Genomic DNA, 17014 nt, shown 5'->3' with positions numbered 1-17014 from the left:
TCATGGCTGACTCTTCCAATACCAAACTCCCCTTCCAGGCCGAAGTCGCGCAACTGCTGCACCTCGTCACGCATGCGCTCTACTCCAACAAGGAAATCTTCCTGCGCGAGCTGATCTCGAACGCGTCCGACGCGTGCGACAAGCTGCGCTTTGAGGCGCTCGACCACCCCGAGCTCTACGAAGACCAGCCCGACCTGGACGTGCGCCTCACGTTCGACAAGGCCGCGCGCACCCTCACCATCACCGACAAGGGCATCGGCCTGTCGCGCCAGGAAGCCATCGACAACCTGGGCACGATCGCCAAGAGCGGCACCAAGGACTTCATGAGCAAGCTCAGCGGCGACCAGAAGGCCGACGCCCAGCTCATCGGCCAGTTCGGCGTGGGCTTCTATTCGGGCTTCATCGTGGCCGACAAGATCAGCGTCGAGTCGCGCCGTGCGGGCCTTGCGGCCGACCAGGGCGTGCGCTGGGTCAGCGGCGGCGCCGGCGACTTCGAGGTGGCCGACATCACCCGCGCCGAGCGCGGCACCAGCATCACGCTGCACCTGCGCGACGATGCCGACGAATACCTCAACGCCTGGAAGCTCAAGCAGATCGTCGGCAAGTACTCCGATCACATCTCGCTCCCGATCCTCATGGAAAAGGAAGAGTGGAAGGAAGGCGAGAACGACCAGCCCGGCGACATGGTGAAGACCGGCGAGTGGGAAACGGTCAACAAGGCCAACGCCCTCTGGAGCCGCCCCAAGAAGGACATCACGCCTGAGCAGTACGAGGAGTTCTACAAGAGCATCAGCCACGACTACGAGGCGCCGCTCGCCTGGAGCCACAACCGCGTGGAAGGCAGCACCGAATACACGCAGCTGCTCTACATCCCCGCCAAGGCCCCGTTCGACCTGTGGAACCGCGACAAGAGCGCGGGCGTGAAGCTCTACGTCAAGCGCGTCTTCATCATGGACGACGCCGAGGCACTGCTGCCGAGCTACCTGCGCTTCGTGAAGGGCGTGATCGACTCGGCCGACCTGCCGCTGAACGTGAGCCGCGAGCTGCTGCAGGAAAGCCGCGATGTGAAGGCCATCCGCGAAGGCAGCACCAAGCGCGTGCTCTCGATGCTCGAAGACCTGGCGAAAAAGCAGAAGACCGCGCCCGAGAGCGGCGAGGGCAAGATCGACGTGGGCTCGGGCGAATCGGTGCCGGCCCCCGAGCCGACCGAAGGTGTGACCGATGTGGTCGACAAGAACACGCCCACCGCCGCTGAAACGGCCGCCGCAGCCGCCGACGAATCCGGCAAGTACGCCAAGTTCTACGCCGAGTTCGGCGCGGTGCTCAAGGAGGGCCTGGGCGAAGACATGGGCAACCGCGACCGCATCGCCAAGCTGCTGCGCTTCGCCTCGAGCACCAGCGACGCCGTGACCGTGAGCTTGGCCGACTACAAGGCGCGCATGAAGGACGGCCAGGACGCGATCTACTACATCACGGCCGACACCCTGGCTGGCGCCAAGAACAGCCCCCAACTCGAGGTCTTCAAGAAGAAGGGCATCGAAGTGCTGCTCATGACCGACCGCGTGGACGAGTGGGCGCTCAACTACCTCACCGAGTTCGACGGCACGCCGCTGCAGAGCGTGGCCAAGGGCGCGGTCGACCTGGGCAAGCTGCAGGACGAGGCCGAGAAAAAAGCCGCCGAGGAAGCCGCCGAATCCTTCAAGCCGCTGCTCGAGCGCCTGAAGGAAGCTCTCAAGGACAAGGCCGACGACGTGCGCGTGACCACCCGCCTGGTCGACTCGCCCGCCTGCCTTGTGGTGCAGGACGGCGGCATGAGCACGCAGCTCGCGCGCATGCTCAAGCAAGCCGGCCAGCCCGCGCCCGACCTGAAGCCGGTGCTCGAAGTCAACACCGAGCACGCGCTCGTGAAGAAGCTGGAGAGCTCCGAGCACTTCGACGACCTCGCCAACATCCTCTTCGACCAGGCGCTGCTCGCCGAAGGGGGCCTCCCGGCCGACCCCGCCGCCTACGTGAGGCGCGTCAACGCGCTGCTGGTGTGACGGCCCGGCCGCGCACCCTTCGTGCAGCAGCCGTCGCTCCGGCGGCGCTGCTGACGATGCTCCTGGTGAGCGGCTGTTCGCACTATCACATCGGCATTCCGCTGGTGCCCGGGCTCTCGCTCGGGCTGGGCGCCACCAAGGACGGCAATTTCTCCGTCGGCCTGAATACCGGCTGGGGCCCGCTCGGCGCGGGCGTCTCGGTCAACAACACCGGCGTGGTGGCCGGCACTGCAGGCGTGGGTGTGGGCGTCGGCATCGGGCCGATCGGCACCGGTGTCGGCGTGGGCAAGAGCGTGGTGTTGCACGACCCGAATGCGGGCAAGCCGGGGTATGCGCCCGCGGGCGGCGCCGCGCCGGTCACCACGGCGGCGATCGGGGCCACGGTGCCGGTTTCCGGTACGTCCGGCGTCACCGCCGTGGCGCCCGTGCCAGCGATCGCACCGGCCGCGCCGGTGACCGTCACCAAGGGCGGTGTGACCCGACCGGTTGCCGCCGCCGCGCCGCAGCCTTCCGCGGTGCGCGTTTCCTACAGCACACCGGCCCCTGCTGCCGCCGCTTCGGCCGGCAGTCTCGGCACGCCGGGCAATCCCGTCGCGCCCTGATGGTCGCGTCTTTCCAATCATCCGCGCCGCGGAGCGGCGCGAGGGTGCCCCGATGACTCTCAGCACAGAAGCCGTCCTGGCGCTCGCACCCGACGATGCGTCGGCCAAGGCCGCCAAGGGCCTGCTCGCACCGGCCAAGTGGCCCACGCTCGGGTATTCCGACGAGGCCGTCTGGGGCGAGTGCCAGGGCAGCGGCAGCAAGCCGTACCAGACGCAGGTCGACCTTGCGGGCCCGGTGTTCCGCTGCTCCTGCCCGAGCCGCAAGTTCCCCTGCAAGCACGGCCTTGCGCTGATGCTGCTGCGCGCGCAGAGCGGCGCCAGCTTCACCGCCGGCACACCGCCGCCGTGGGTGGCCGAGTGGATCGCCTCGCGCCGCGACAAGGCCGAGAAAAAAGAAGCGCGCGCCGCCGAGCCCGCGGTTGCGCCCGACCCGGCAGCGGCCGCCAAGCGCGACGCGCAGCGCTGGAAGCGCATCGAGGCCGGCGTGCAGGAGCTCGCGCGCTGGCTCGACGACCAGACCCAGCGCGGCCTTGCCGCGCTCGGCAGCGAACAGCAGCAGGCCTGGGGCGCGATGGCGGCGCGCATGGTCGATGCGCAGGCGCCGGGGCTCGGCCAGCGCATCACGCAGGCGGCCGAACTCATCGGCGTGGGCGAAGGCTGGCCGGCGCGCTTGCTCGACCGGCTGGGCCGTCTTCAATTGATCGTCGATGCGGTGCCGCGCCGCGAGTCGCTCTCGCCCGCCACGCTGGCCGATCTGCGCATCGCGCTCGGCTGGCCACAGGACCGCGAAGGCCTGCTCGCGGACGGCGAGCGCATCAGCGACCACTGGCTCGTGCTGGGCCAGTGCACCGACGAGCGCGACGCGAAGCTGGTCGAGCGCCATGTGTGGCTGCAGGGCCGCGCGAGCGGGCGGCGCGCGCTGCTGCTCGACTATTCGCACGGTGGCCGCGGTTTCGAAACCGGCTGGGTCAGCGGCAGCGAGCGTGCCGCGGTGCTGTGCTTCTATCCCGGCCACGCCTCGCAGCGCGCGCTGGTGGCCGAGCTGCTGGCGGATGCGCCTGCTGCATCGGCAGAGTTCGCGTCGAACGCATCCGACGAGTGGCAACGCATGGCGCAACAGATCGCCGCCAACCCCTGGCAACCGCTGCTGCCGATGGTGTGGGCCGAAGCCGTGCCCGCGCGGCACGGCGACCAATGGTGGCTGCGCCTCGACGCCACGCCGCAGGCCGTGCCGATGCAATTGGCCACGCAGGAGGCCTGGCAGCTGTTGGCGCATTCGGGCGGCGCGCCGCTGCGCGTCTTCGGCGAATGGGACGGCGAGCAGTTCGCGCCGCTCACCGCCTGGGCCTCAGGCGCCGCAGCGGGCAGCGCGCCGATCTGGACTCTGACGGGAGTGCGTGCATGAGCCACTGGAACACCCTGCTGCAGACCGCGCTGGTCGGCACTGCCCGACAACCCGTGCCGGCGGTCGAGGGAATGGCAGGCGAATTCGCCGCGCTGCTGCAAGTAATACAAGAAGGCGAAGTACAAGGCCAGCTCTTGCGTGCCGCAGGCGCCGTGGCCGTCGGCCGCCGCGCCGGCTTCGTGGCGCCCGGCCTCTCGCCTTACGACGCGCCGGTCGCCACCGCCGACGAGCGCCCCGTGCTGAACGATCCCGCGCTGCAAGCCGCCATCGCCGACGCGCTCGCGAGCGGCCCGCTGCGCCTGCAGCACGAAGGCCTCGCCGCGCTGACTGCCGCCGGCCTGCGCCTGCCCCACAACCTCTTGCCCACCGCGCTCGACGCCGGCCGCCGTGCGATCGACCTGCGCCCCGCCGTGATCCCCGCGCTCGGCGAGCGCGGCCTCTGGCTCGCCGCGCGCAACGACGACTGGCGCTACGCCGTCGGCGCCAGTGAGCAGGCCGATGCGCAGACGCGCTGGGACGAAGGCAGCCTCGAACAGCGCCGCGCGGTGCTTGCCGAGCAACGCCGCAGCGATCCCGCCGCCGCGCGCGAACGCCTCGCCGCGGAGCTGCCGCAACTGCCCGCCAAGGAGCGCGCCGCGCTGCTCGGTGCGCTGGCCGAGAACATCAGCCCCGACGACGAAGCCCTGATCGACGCCCTGCTCAAGGACCGCGCGCGCGACGTGCGCCAAGCTGCGGTCGAACTGCTGCAGCGCCTGCCGGCCAGCGCCCACGTGCAGCGCATCGAAGCCTTCCTCGCACCGCTGCTGTCGCAGATAGGCGGCGCGTGGCAGATGAACGCCCCCGAGGCCGCGGACCCGCGCTGGAAAGACGACGCCATCGATCCCGTGCGCCCCACCCACGACAGCCTCGGCGAGCGCGCCTGGTGGCTGTACCAGCTCGTGCGGCAAACACCGCTCGCGTGGTGGACCGCCCACACCGGCATGACCCCTGCCGCGCTGCTCGAATGGGCCGCGAAGAGCGACTGGAAAGACGCCCTGCTGCGCGGCTGGAACGAAGCCATCCTCGCCGTGCCCGATGTCGACTGGTGCGACGCGATGCTCGATCGCCCGCGCAGCCAGCGCGCGTGGGTCGGCCAACTGCTCGCGCTGCTGCCTCGCGAACGGCGCGAGCGCCACTGGGCGAGCGAGCTCGGCGAATCCGGTAACGGCGTGCAGGAAGTCGTCGCCTATGCCGACCAGGCCTGCGCGCCCGGCGAAACCCCTTCGGCCGAACTGTCGCGCAAGCTCGCGGCCACGCTGCGCATGCGCGTTGAACGCGGCGACCTCGTCAACGACTACGTGCTGCGCCAGGTGCTCGGCAACGCGGCCGCGCTGCTGCATGCCGATGCGCTGCACCTGCTGGCCGACTTGCCGCGCGCCGCCGAGGAAAGCCCCGGCCTTGCCAGCGCATTGAGCGACACCACACGCATCGTGCGTGCGCGCCAGCTGTTTTCAACCCTTCGTCTTTCGTCCACTTCTTCTTCTCCATCTCAAGGCCGTCCATGAGCAATGTCCTGCGCCAGCATGCCGAACAGCAATTCGCCGAAGAACTCGATGCGCTCCAGAAGGTCGACGACCGCCAGCGCCCGGCCAACTGGAAACTCTCGCCCTGGGCCGTGCTCACCTACCTGATGGGCGGAAAGCTCGCGAACGGCTTCGAGGTCAGCCCCAAGTACATCGGCAATTCGCGGCTCATGGAGATCGCCGTTTCCACGCTCGCGACCGACCGCGCGTTGCTGCTCTACGGCGTGCCGGGCACGGCCAAGTCGTGGGTGTCGGAGCACTTGGCCGCGGCCGTGAGCGGCGACTCGACCATGCTGATCCAGGGCACCGCGGGCACCAGCGAAGAGCAACTGCGCTACGGCTGGAACTACGCCGAGCTTCTGGCCCACGGCCCCTCCGAAAAGGCGCTGGTGCCGAGCCCGCTGGTGCACGCGATGCGTCTCGGCAAGATCGCGCGCGTCGAAGAACTCACCCGCATCCCGGCCGACGTGCAGGACACGCTGATCACCGTGCTGTCTGAAAAGACGCTGCCCATTCCCGAGCTCGGCAGCGAGGTGCAGGCGGTGCGCGGCTTCTCCGTGATCGCCACCGCCAACAACCGCGACAAGGGCGTGAACGAACTCTCCAGCGCGCTCAAGCGCCGCTTCAACACCGTGGTGCTGCCGGTGCCCGCGAGCGAGGCCGAGGAAGTGCAGATCGTGGTCAAGCGCGTGTCCGAACTGGGCCGCGCGCTGGCGCTCCCGGCCGAACCGCCCGCGCTGCAGGAAGTGCGCCGTGTGGTGCAGATCTTCCGCGAGCTGCGCAACGGCCAGACCGAGGACGGCAAGACGCGCATCAAGTCGCCGACCTCCACGCTCTCCACCGCCGAGGCCATCTCCGTCATCAACAGCGGCATGGCGCTGGCCGGCCATTTCGGCGACGGCGTGCTGCGCTCGGCCGACGTGGCTTCGGGCTTGATCGGCGCCGTCATCAAGGACCCGGTGCAGGACCACGTGGTCTGGAAGGAATACCTGGAGACGGTGGTGAAGGAGCGCGCCGACTGGAAGGATCTCTATCGCGCCTGCCGCGAACAGCTCTGAGCCTCGCACGCCACCGCGATTGCACATGGCATCACCGCTGCATTACTTCGGCATCCGCCACCACGGGCCCGGCTGCGCGCGCAGCCTGCTGCGCGCCTTCGAGTCGCTGCAGCCCGACTGCATCCTGGTCGAGGGCCCGCCCGAGGCCGAGGGCCTGCTCTCCTTCATGGCGCATGCCGACCTGCGTCCGCCGGTCGCGATGCTGGTGCATGCGAACGACGACACGCGCCTGGCCGCCTTCTACCCCCTCGCCGAGTTCTCGCCCGAGTGGCAGGCGCTGCAGTGGGGCGTGAAGCACGCGCTGCCCACGCGCTTCATCGACCTGCCGCAGGCGCACCGCATGGCCATCGACCAGGCGGCGCGTGCGGCGGACGAGGCCAAGGCTGAGGCGCCTGCCGAAACGCCGCTCGATGACGACGAGACCGACAACGTGCCCGTCTCCGAAACGCTCGAAGCGCCCGAGGAAGCTCAGACCGCCAACGCGCTGCCCGACGACCCCTTCGACTGGCTCGCCCATGCCGCGGGCTATGCCGACGGCGAGAGCTGGTGGAACCACATGGTCGAGGAGCGCGGCGACGGCGAGGACCTGTTCGGCGCCATTGCCGAAGCGATGACCGCAGTGCGCGCCGAAACGCCCGAAGACCGCCGCGGCCAACGCGCCATGGAGCGGGAGCAGCTGCGCGAAGCCTTCATGCGGCAATCGATCCGCGAAGCCGTCAAGGCCGGCCACCAGCGCATCGCCGTCGTCTGCGGCGCCTGGCACGTGCCCGCGCTGCAGAGCACGGTGACGGCCAAGGCTGATGCCGCCTTGCTCAAGGGCCTGCCCAAGCTCAAGGTGCTCGCGACCTGGGTGCCGTGGACCTACCGGCATCTGACGAGTGCCAGCGGCTACGGCGCGGGCATCGATTCGCCCGGCTGGTATGAGCACCTGTGGCAGCAAGGCGAGCAAGTGGCCGGCCGCACGACCGGCTGGCTCGCACGCGTGGCAAGGCTGCTGCGCGAACACGACCTCGACTGCTCCTCCGCCCACCTGATCGAAGCCACGCGCCTCGCCGAAACGCTCGCCGCGCTGCGCGAGCGACCGGCACCGGGCCTGCCCGAACTCGACGAGGCCGTGCGCAGCGTGATCTGCATGGGCGAGCAGGCGCCGCTCACGCTGATCCGCGAGCGCCTCACCGTCGGCGACCGCATGGGCCAGGTGCCCGCCGAAGTGCCGACCGTGCCGCTGCAGCGCGACATCGAGCAGGCGCAGAAAAGCCTGCGCCTCAAGCCCGAGGCGACGGCGAAGACGCTCGATCTCGATCTGCGCCAGCCGAACGACCTCGCGCGCAGCCACCTGCTGCATCGCCTGCGGCTGCTCGATTTGCCATGGGGCGAGATCACCGCGGGCCAGCGCGCGAGCCGCGGCACCTTCCACGAAGTGTGGCAACTGCAATGGCAGCCCGAGTTCGCACTGCGCATCATCGAAGCCAGCCGCTTCGGCGCGACCGTGGCGCATGCCGCGAGCGCGCGCGTGATGGAAGAACTGGCCGCGGAGACCTCGCTCACCGCCCTCGCCGAGCAGGTCGACATCGTGCTGCTGGCCGACCTGCCGGTCGCGGTGCAGGCTGTGACCCGCGCGCTCGAAGACCGGGCCGCGCTCACCGGCGACGCGGTGCAGCTCATCGGCGCGGTGCCGCCGCTGGCCAACGTGTTCCGCTACGGCAGCGTGCGCCAGACCGACAGCGCATTGCTCTCGCACGTGCTCGACAGCCTGATCGTGCGCGGCGCCATCGGCCTGCCTATTGCCTGCGGCGCGCTCGATGCCGAAGCCGCCGAGGCGCTGCGCACCCGGCTCATCGCCACGCACGACGCGGTGCGCCTGCGCGACGGCGAAGAGACCACCGCCGCCTGGCGCACCGCGCTGCGGTCCATCGCCTTCGGCGAAACCGGCGCGCCGCTGCTGCGCGGCGTGAGCTGCCGCTTGCTGCTCGACGATGCGCAGCTCGAAGGCGACACCGCCTCGCAACAGCTCGGCCGCAACCTCTCGGCCGGCGCACCGCCGACCGAGGCCGCCGCGTGGCTCGAAGGTTTTCTCAACCGCAACGCGATGGTGCTGCTGCACGACGAGGCCGTCTGGTCGCTGGTCGACCGCTGGCTCTCGGGGCTCGGCGAAGAGCACTTCGTGCAGGTGCTGCCGCTGGTGCGCCGCAGCTTCGCGGATTTTTCAGGTTCGGACCGGCGCGCGCTCGGCGAGCGTGCAAAACGCGGTGCGGTCGGTGGCACCTTGCCCGCTGCCGTGGCTGCCACCGACTGGGACGAAACACGCGCGGTGCTCGCGCTGCCGCTGTTGCGGGAACTGCTGGGAGTGAAAGCATGAGCGCGAATCTTCAGGATCCCACCGACGCCGAACAGGAAGCATTGCCGCCCACCGACCGCCTGCAGCGCTGGCGCCTCGTGCTCGGCAGCGAAGCCAACGCGAGCTGCGGTGCCGTCGAAGGCCGCGTGCGCGAGATCGACCAGGCGCTCGCCGCGCTCTACGAAGCCGATGGCCGGCGCGGCCTAGGCCAAGGCGGCCAGCGCGGCGGCCGCGGCGATTCGGCGCCCAGCGTGGCGCGCTGGCTCGGTGACATCCGCAAGTACTTTCCGAGCCAGGTGGTGCAGGTGATGCAGCGCGATGCGATGGAGCGGCTCAACCTGCGCCAGATGCTGCTGCAGCCCGAGATGCTGGAGAACGCGCAGCCTGACGTGCATCTGGTCGCCAACCTGGTGGCGCTGTCCAGCGTGATTCCGGCCGGCACCAAGGACACCGCGCGCGCCGTGGTGCGCAAGGTGGTCGACGAGCTCATGAAGAAGCTAGAGGAGCCGATGCGCAGCGCGGTGAGCGGCGCGCTCAACCGCAGCCAGCGCAACCGCCGCCCGCGCCATTCCGAGATCGACTGGAACCGCACCATCCGTGCCAACCTGCGCCACTGGCAGCCCGAATACCGCACCGTGGTGCCGCAGACGCTGGTCGGCTACGGCCGCAAGGCCCGCCAGCCGCAGCGCGAGGTGATCCTGTGCATCGACCAGAGCGGATCGATGGCGGCCTCGGTCGTCTACTCGAGCATCTTCGGCGCGGTGATGGCGAGCCTGCCCGCGGTGGCGACCAAGCTCGTGGTGTTCGACACCGCCGTGGTCGACATGACCGAGCAGCTGCAGGACCCGGTGGACCTGCTGTTCGGCGTGCAGCTGGGCGGCGGCACCGACATCAACGGCGCGGTCGGCTATTGCCAGAGCCTGGTGCGCGAGCCGCGCAACACCATCCTCATCCTGATCTCCGACCTGTACGAAGGCGGCGTGGAAGACAACCTGCTGCGCCGCGCCAACGAGCTGGTCGAGGCCGGCGTGCAGTTCATCGCGCTGCTCGCGCTCAGCGACGAGGGCGCGCCCGCCTACGACCGCGACCTGGCTGCGAAGCTGGCCGCGCTCGGCGTGCCGTCGTTCGCGTGCACGCCCGATGCGTTCCCGGGGCTCATGGCTGCTGCGATCAAGCGTGAAGACGTCGCGACATGGGCCGCAGGGCAGGGCCTGAAAACGAGCCGCGCTGCCTGATGTGGTGATGGCCGGCCTGACCCGACGCGAGCTTGCGGCACTGGCCCTCGCCGCCATGTCGGTCAGGGCTGCGCACGCGCAACGCGATTTCCCGGCCCGGCCGATCCGCTGGATCGTGCCGTACCCCGCGGGCACCATTGCCGACATCGTCGCGCGCACCATCGGCACCCAGCTTGCCATCGATACCGGCCAGCCGGTGCAGATCGAGAACCGCGCCGGCGGCAACACCGCGCTCGGCGCCATCGAGGCCACCCGCGCGCCGGCCGATGGCTACACCGTGCTCTCGGCCGACAACGGCACGCTGGTGTTCAACCCGGCGCTGTATCGCAACCTCAGCTACAACCCGTCGCGCGACTTCGCGGCGGTCACGCTGCTGGGTCGGCTGCCGATGGTGCTGCTGGTCGGCCCGTCCAGCGGCGTGAAGGACGCGCGCGCCTTCATCGCGGATGCGCGGGCCTTTCCCGGCAAGGTCAGCTTCGCCTCCGCCGGCACCGGCACGCCGCAGCACCTGGCGATGGAGCTGCTCCAGCGGCAGGCTGGGCTGCGCATGGTCCATGTGCCCTACCGCGGCGCTGCGCCCGCGCTGGCCGATCTCGCGGGCGGCCAACTGCCCGCGATGATGAGCGACCTGGCCGCGGCCAACCGCTTCATCCAGAGCGGCAAGGCGCGCGCCCTGGCCGTCGCCAACGCCACCCGCCTGCCGCAGTTGCCTGCGGTGCCCACCTTCGCGGAGCTCGGCATGCCGCGGGTCGAGGCGGCCGCGCTCATGGGCCTGGCGGTGCCCGCGGGCACGCCGCCCGAGCTGGTGGCGCGGCTGCAGCAGTCAGTGGCCAGCGCGATCCACAACCCGGCGGTGCTGCGCAAGCTCGCCGAATCGGGCGTCGAGCCGGTGGGCAGCACGCCGGCGCAGTTCGAGGCGCTGATCGACGACGAAACGGCGCGCTGGCATCCGTTGATCAAGAGCCTCAACCTGTCGCTCGACTGATTAAAAAACAGGCAATGTTTCGGCCCGCTTTACGGGTCCTTTGCACGAACTTTGCGCGCGCAGGCGGCCACTCTCACTCTGAACTAAGAGTGACTGCCTAGATTGGCGCATCGCACATGGAAGGTCGCGCGGACGGGTTGCACAAGCAAGGCCGGCTCGCACCCAGTCAATGACAACCCGCCGGTTCAATCACGTCATCTTCGCGGACGATTTCTTTCGGTCCGCCGCCAACGGTCTTCCGTACCACGCCGCGAACCGGCGATTCCTGCGCGGTTTTTTCGATTCGACGCTCGGCCGCCTGGGCCTGCCGGTGCGCGAGGTGGCGCCGCTGGAGGGTGGCGGCCGCATCGACGTGGCCCGCCTCATGGCGCGGCTCGACCTGCCCACGACGCCCGCCGGCTGGGCCCGCGCCTGCATCGCGGATCTGCTGCCGGTGCATGGCCGCGAAGGCATGCCGGCCTTCGACCCCGGCTGCCTGGTGATCGGCTGGGGCCTCACGCCCGCGCTGCAGCACTGCATTGCGCGCAGCGGCGCGAGCTACCTGGACATCGAGATCGATCCGCGCCGCTTCACCGAGCACCTGCACTTCTGCGCGCGCACGAACGATCCGGTCATCGCCGCGGCACTGCAGGCGCGCCGTGTCGATGAAGAGGTGTTCTGGAACCACGCGGCCGCGCTCAAGGGTCACTTCGGGCGGCATGGTGCGCCGGCGCTGTTCGATCCGCGGCTTCGCATCGGGCTCTTCTTCGGCCAGAGCCTGGTCGACCTGTCGCTGGTGAGCGGCGGGCGCACCATGCATCCCGCGAGCGTCATCGCGCCGCTGCGCGAACTGGCGCGCAGCGTCGACCTGCTGGTGATCAAGCCGCATCCCTACGAGCCCGCGCTGCACGACCTCGCGCCGGTCGCTCGGGCCGTTCCCAATGTGGCGTGGACCGAGGAGAACACCTATGCGCTGCTGTCGGCCGCCAACGTGCATTTCGCGGCCAGCCTGTCGTCAAGCGTGCTCACCGAGGCGCGCTACTTCCGCAAGCCCGCACATGCGCTGATCCGCGCCGACCGCAACGCGGCGGGGCAACTGCCGGTGGCGTGCTCGGGGTGGATACCCGTCGGGCCCCAACTCGGTGCGATGGATTTCATGGCCGCCATCAGCGGTATCGACGACGCGGTGCCGCACCACTTCGCCGCATGGCCCGCCGCCGCCATCGACCGCGCCTTCATGACCCGCTGGGGCTTCGATGACCAGAGCCGCGGCCTGCACGACGTGGCCGAGCTGCAGTTGAGTCGCCTGTACCTGTTCCACCTCGGCAGCCCCGCGACGGGCTGGCTGAGCCACGGCTGGTCGAAGCCCGATGCCGAGGGCGCGAAAAGCATCGGCGAGTTGGCGTGCCTGGTGATCCCGCTGCCGTCGCTGGCGGAAACGCTCTCGCACCAGCAGCCGCACCGCCTCGAAGTGCGCATCGATTTCCGCAGCAACGCCAAGGCCACGAGCGTGCACGCGATGTTCGACGGCGTGGTGCTGCCCGGCTCCTGCACCACCGGCGCCAAGCGGCGTAGCCTGGTGTTCGAGGTGCAGCCCACGGCCGGCAGAAAGTGCCTGGTGCTGCAGTTCGTCGTGGCCGATGCGGGCCGCGGCAATGCGCGCGGCGCGGTCGCGAAGCCGGGCTTCACGCTCAGGAAACTGCAGGTGTCGTTGCGCACGGCGCGGGGCGTGGTCGCGATGCCGCCGCCGGCGGTGTCGTCGGTGCAGTGGTCCGAGATGCGGCCGGTGCGTGCGCTGGCCTGGGTGTTCCGCGCGCTGCGCGACTCGGCGCGCGGAGTTACCGGTTAGGTTTTTCAGCGGCGAGGTCGTGGAGCAGCGCGGTCCAGTGCTGCAGGCGTGCGATGGCGGCCTCGCGGCCCTTCTGTGCTGCCTGCGGTCCATTGCCGTCGTCGGCCAGTGCGAGCAGTTCGCTCGCGGCGGTCGTCACGGCCCGCGCGAAATCCCCGGTGCGGCCCTGCCACACCACGATGCGATGGTGCAGGCCCAGCTGCGCGGCGCGCTGCGCATTGATCGCCTGCTCGGGCTGGTCGGTCAGGAGCAGCAGGATGGGCTTGCGGTACACCGCCGCGATCGACAGCGCCGCCATGCCGGGCGCCGAGACGATGAAGGCGCTGCGCGCGGCCATCTCGATCCAGTGCTCGTCCTGCGCGTGCCAGCCCGCGCGCTGCGCATAGCCTTCGCCGACGAGGTGCGCCGGCACGCGCGCATCGGCCAGTCCGCGCTCCAGGCCGTCGGCCAACGCCGCTTCCTTGAAATGCGGGTTGAGATAGACCGCAGCTTGCGGCGCGAGGTCGTCGTGCGCCTCCGTGTCGGCGCCCATCACGGCCACCGGCGTGGCGAGCTGATGGCCGCCGCATCCATCGTGCTGCGGCTCGCCGTAGGCGAAGTCGTGCGCGATGCGTGCGCGGCTGCGATCGATCTGCCAAGCGACGATGCGACCGAACAGGTTCGCCATCCACGCCGGCATGCGTCCGCTGAAATTGGTCTCGAGCGCATGCCGCAGGCTCGCACCGTACACATGCACCACCTTGCGCCGCCAACCCGGCATCCAGCCCATGAACAGCAGTGCGGGATGGAAGGAGTCGTTCACCACCAGGTCCGCATCGCGGAACCATGCGCGCAGCCGTAGGATGTCGCGCAGCATGCGCCCCGGGCGAAACACGTAGTGCGCCACGTTGCGGTCGGTCTCGCGGCGCAGCATGTTCTGCTCGCGGTCGAACTGCACCGCGTAGTGGCGCGAGAGCACAGGTGCCTCGACGCCGAAGCCCGCGAGGAAGCGGGCGCCTTCGTCGGAGGTGGTGAGCACCTGCACGCTGGCGCCTGCCGCGCGCAGCGAATGCGCGAGCAGTTGCGCGCGCATCAGGTGGCCGCGCGCGTCCGCGGTCGCGAAGTAGACGATGCGCGGCGGCATCGACTCAGGCGGCCACCGGCCGCGCGCTGCCAGGGCGCAGGCGCAAGGCCAGGCCGGCCGCGTACATGCCCAGCGCGCCGGTGATGCCGAAGCCGCGCTCGGTGTCGCGCACCTCGTGCATCAGCTGCGCGAGTTGTGCTTCTTCATGCGGCGCCACGCAGCGCTGCAGCGTGTGGCTGCAGAGGCGAATGTGGCGCTCTTCATCGGCGAGCACGCGCGTGAGCAGCGGATGCAGCGCATGCCGCGGGCCGATCAGCGCGCAATGGCGCTGCAGGATGCGCGAAGCCATCTGCTCGGCGGCAAGGCCGATCGCATAGGCCGGCACGAGGCCGCCGTGCGCGAAGTGCGGCGCATGGCGCTGGATGAGGCGCTGCCAGCGCGCGAGCTTGCGCCGGCTCAGCCAGTCGGGCTGCGGCGCTTCTTCCGGCGATGCAGCCGCCTGCGCGTTGCCGCCGCGTTCGACGATGGCATCGGCGAAGAGTTGCGCATGGAGTTGCTCGTCGGCCAGGTGCTGGTCGAGCTGGCGTGTGAGCCACTCGGGGGCGCTGGTGCGCAACTCGCGCTGCAGCGCCTGCTCGGACGATTCCTCCCCGACCAGGTAGAGGCGCAACAACATCACTTCGCCCGCGCGGCTCGCATGCATCTGGCGCAATGCGGCGCGCTTGATGTGATGCACCAGTCGCGCCTGCAGCGCCGGCCAGCCTTGAAGTGTCGGCGGCGCGAGGCAGTCGAACCCCGCGTTCGTCCGGGCGGTGTCAACGTCCATTGGCCTTTGCCACCGGGGGCTGCGGCTGCTGTTGTTGCCAACCGAGCACGAGCCCGATGAAGCTGTCCTGCAGGAATGCGCGCGCCGATGCATCGGCACCGACGAACTCGCGCTGCTGGCCGTCGTAGCGCACGTAGCCCTTGCCGCCCGCCGCGCCGAGCACCAGCTTCTCGTTCTTGCGGAAGCCGCGCTGCATCAATGGCTGCAGCAGCGACTGCGATTCGAGGCCGTAGAGGAACAGGTCGCGCTGCACCACCTGGCGCGGAATCTTCCCGCTCAGCGCCTGCAGCTCGAGCGACCAGTTGCCTTGCCGCATCGCCTCGGAGAGCTCGCTGCCTTTGGCCGCAGGCGCGCGGAAACGTGCGCGCGCCACCGACTTGGAGGCACGGCTCAAGCCCAGGCCGACGGTGATGTCCGCATCCGTGGCGCCGCCCGTCCGGTTGTCCTGCACCTGCACGATCTCGTTGGCGAGCCGCGCGGCGATCGATGGCTTGGAGAGCGTCTCGCTGATCTGCGCCGGCGTGAACACCACGCGCTCGGCGCTCCCCTCGATCACCACGACCTGGTACGGGTCGATGCGGATGTCGCTGAACTCGCCGCCGATGGGCGAGTGCGCATGGCTGCTCACCGACCACTCGTTGCCCGAGCGGCTCACGAGCGCATGGAAGGTCAGCGGCACGCGCTGGCCACTGCTGTGCGACTGGCCGGAGCCCTGCAGCAGCACATCGCCCACGATGGTCTTCTCGCCGTAGATGCGCGGATTGGCAAAGCGGATGGTGTGCGCGGCGCTGTCGAGCGCGGCGCGCGTGTCGGCATCGTCCAGCGCGAGGCGGTTGCATTCGTTGGCAGGGCCCGCGAGCGCGGAGAAGGGGCAGCCGCTGTCGGACTTGAAATTGAAGACGCCGCGGCCGGTGAAATCGGCGGCGCCCGCTGCGGCGCACGCGCCGGCCAGCACGAGCAGGCTGAAGATGTTTTTCTTGTTCATGTCGGGCGATGGTAGGAAAGCGCCTGGGCATCCGCGTTCGTGCGGCCTGTCGTGTGCAGGCCGATGCCGCGCGCGAACGCGCCCAGCATGTCGATGGCCGAAAAGCCCACGATCAGCGCCACGCCCGCGAGCCAGCGCAGGCCGCGCAGGGGAGGCAGGTCTTGATGGTTGAGCGCGCGCACGCTGAAACCCAACCGCGTGAACAACACGCACAGCGGCCCGATCGGCCCGCTCTTCGCGAGCCACTGCCAGCGCGCCGACACGTAGCTGCGCAAGAGGTGCGGCGTGAGCGAATACGTGTCCTGCCCGCGCATCCAGCGCAGCTTGAGCGCCTCGGTGCGCGTGTCGGGCAGGCGGTGCTCGGTGTGGGCCGCGGCCGCGTAGTGGATGGGCACGTTCGCCGCTTTCAGGCGCATGCCCAGCACCTGGCAGTGCGCGCGGTACACGCCGTCGAGCGCCTGGTAGCTGTGCTGCTCGAACACGTCGCGGCGAAAGGCGACGTTGTTCGCGTAGAAGTTGCTCGTCGCGCCCGCGTGGTCGGCGTTGGGGAAGTACATGAAGTCGATGGTCGTGAGCGCGGTGCCGACGATGCTGTCCGCGTAGCTCGTGCGGCCGGCGACCACCGCGGGCGCATCGGCGCCGCGTGTGAAGGGCGTGAGCATCTGCAGCAGCCAGTCATCGTCGGGGAGGCAATCGGCATCGGCGAACACCACGTGGTCGCAGCGCGCGGCATCGGTGGCCGCGAAGCCGACGTTCTTGGCGTCGTAGTAGCCGGTGGCGGCGTCGATACGCACGAAGTCGATGGGGCGGCCCGCCAGCGCCGTGACGGCCTCGCACGATGCGGTGCTCAGGCCGTCATGCGTGATGACCACCTGGGCCAGTGCCGTGAGCGGTAGCTTCTGTTTGGCCAACAGGGCGATCAGACGCTGCAGGCTGGTGCTTGCGGCGGCTTCGGCATCCGCTCCGCCGCGCAGGTTGTTGGTCTCCAGGACCAGCGCGCAACGCGCGGCAACTTGATCGGGCATCATCGAATTTTCCTGTCCGGACATTGTTTTGAAGGCTTGCATCCTGCTTTTATCTCACAACCG

At 69.8% G+C, this 17014-nt stretch carries 13 protein-coding genes; 9 read left to right on the top strand and 4 right to left on the bottom strand.

All coding sequences use genetic code 11. The features are described from left to right. Nucleotides 1-2: 2 nt before the first annotated feature. The 9 genes from htpG (at nucleotide 3) to ACSFA7_RS09215 (ending at nucleotide 13052) form a co-directional block, all read left to right on the top strand. Entirely contained in the window at nucleotides 3-2039 is a 2037-nt protein-coding gene (gene htpG, locus ACSFA7_RS09255; RefSeq protein ID WP_435499108.1) for a molecular chaperone HtpG, read from the top strand. After that, nucleotides 2036-2641: a hypothetical protein gene (locus ACSFA7_RS09250; RefSeq protein WP_435499107.1), complete on the top strand. Its 606-nt coding sequence runs from the start codon at nucleotides 2036-2038 to the stop codon at nucleotides 2639-2641. Before htpG ends, ACSFA7_RS09250 begins: the two co-directional genes overlap by 4 nt. 52 nt (nucleotides 2642-2693) lie before the next feature. Continuing rightward, the gene (locus ACSFA7_RS09245) at nucleotides 2694-4046 is read left to right on the top strand and encodes an SWIM zinc finger family protein (protein WP_435499106.1); all 1353 of its coding nucleotides are present in this window, start codon (nucleotides 2694-2696) and stop codon (nucleotides 4044-4046) included. Then, on the top strand, nucleotides 4043-5590 hold the full coding sequence (locus ACSFA7_RS09240; RefSeq protein ID WP_435499105.1) for a DUF5691 domain-containing protein: 1548 nt from the start codon (nucleotides 4043-4045) through the stop codon (nucleotides 5588-5590). Before ACSFA7_RS09245 ends, ACSFA7_RS09240 begins: the two co-directional genes overlap by 4 nt. After that, nucleotides 5587-6666: an ATP-binding protein gene (locus ACSFA7_RS09235; RefSeq protein WP_206176037.1), complete on the top strand. Its 1080-nt coding sequence runs from the start codon at nucleotides 5587-5589 to the stop codon at nucleotides 6664-6666. The genes ACSFA7_RS09240 and ACSFA7_RS09235 overlap by 4 nt, the downstream gene beginning before the upstream one ends. A 25-nt stretch (nucleotides 6667-6691) precedes the next feature. Then, the gene (locus ACSFA7_RS09230; protein WP_435499104.1) at nucleotides 6692-9025 is read left to right on the top strand and encodes a DUF5682 family protein; all 2334 of its coding nucleotides are present in this window, start codon (nucleotides 6692-6694) and stop codon (nucleotides 9023-9025) included. Beyond that, complete coding sequence (locus ACSFA7_RS09225; protein WP_435499103.1) at nucleotides 9022-10239, top strand: VWA domain-containing protein; 1218 nt, start codon at nucleotides 9022-9024, stop codon at nucleotides 10237-10239. Before ACSFA7_RS09230 ends, ACSFA7_RS09225 begins: the two co-directional genes overlap by 4 nt. Before the next feature lie 7 nt (nucleotides 10240-10246). Next, the gene (locus ACSFA7_RS09220; RefSeq protein ID WP_435499102.1) at nucleotides 10247-11224 is read left to right on the top strand and encodes a Bug family tripartite tricarboxylate transporter substrate binding protein; all 978 of its coding nucleotides are present in this window, start codon (nucleotides 10247-10249) and stop codon (nucleotides 11222-11224) included. Nucleotides 11225-11393: 169 nt separating this feature from the next. Then, the gene (locus tag ACSFA7_RS09215) at nucleotides 11394-13052 is read left to right on the top strand and encodes a hypothetical protein (protein ID WP_435499101.1); all 1659 of its coding nucleotides are present in this window, start codon (nucleotides 11394-11396) and stop codon (nucleotides 13050-13052) included. Here ACSFA7_RS09215 and ACSFA7_RS09210 read toward each other — a convergent pair. The 4 genes from ACSFA7_RS09210 to ACSFA7_RS09195 are packed head-to-tail and all read right to left on the bottom strand — an operon-like array spanning nucleotide 13042 to nucleotide 16954. Then, on the bottom strand, nucleotides 13042-14175 hold the full coding sequence (locus ACSFA7_RS09210) for a glycosyltransferase family protein (RefSeq protein ID WP_435499100.1): 1134 nt from the start codon (nucleotides 14173-14175) through the stop codon (nucleotides 13042-13044). The two genes, ACSFA7_RS09215 and ACSFA7_RS09210, sit on opposite strands and share 11 nt — an antisense overlap. Nucleotides 14176-14179: 4 nt before the next feature. Next, a complete protein-coding gene (locus ACSFA7_RS09205; RefSeq protein ID WP_435499099.1) occupies nucleotides 14180-14941 on the bottom strand; it encodes a ferritin family protein in 762 nt (253 codons plus the stop codon). Further along, a complete protein-coding gene (locus ACSFA7_RS09200; RefSeq protein ID WP_435499098.1) occupies nucleotides 14931-15926 on the bottom strand; it encodes a hypothetical protein in 996 nt (331 codons plus the stop codon). Before ACSFA7_RS09200 ends, ACSFA7_RS09205 begins: the two co-directional genes overlap by 11 nt. Then, complete coding sequence (locus ACSFA7_RS09195) at nucleotides 15923-16954, bottom strand: glycosyltransferase family 2 protein (protein WP_435499097.1); 1032 nt, start codon at nucleotides 16952-16954, stop codon at nucleotides 15923-15925. Before ACSFA7_RS09195 ends, ACSFA7_RS09200 begins: the two co-directional genes overlap by 4 nt. Nucleotides 16955-17014 lie beyond the last annotated feature (60 nt).

The sequence above is a fragment of the Variovorax trehalosi genome, from assembly GCF_051216415.1.
Taxonomy (GTDB): domain Bacteria; phylum Pseudomonadota; class Gammaproteobacteria; order Burkholderiales; family Burkholderiaceae_C; genus Variovorax.
Note: the sequence above shows the minus strand (reverse complement) of the source record. Positions and strands in the feature narration are given on the sequence as shown.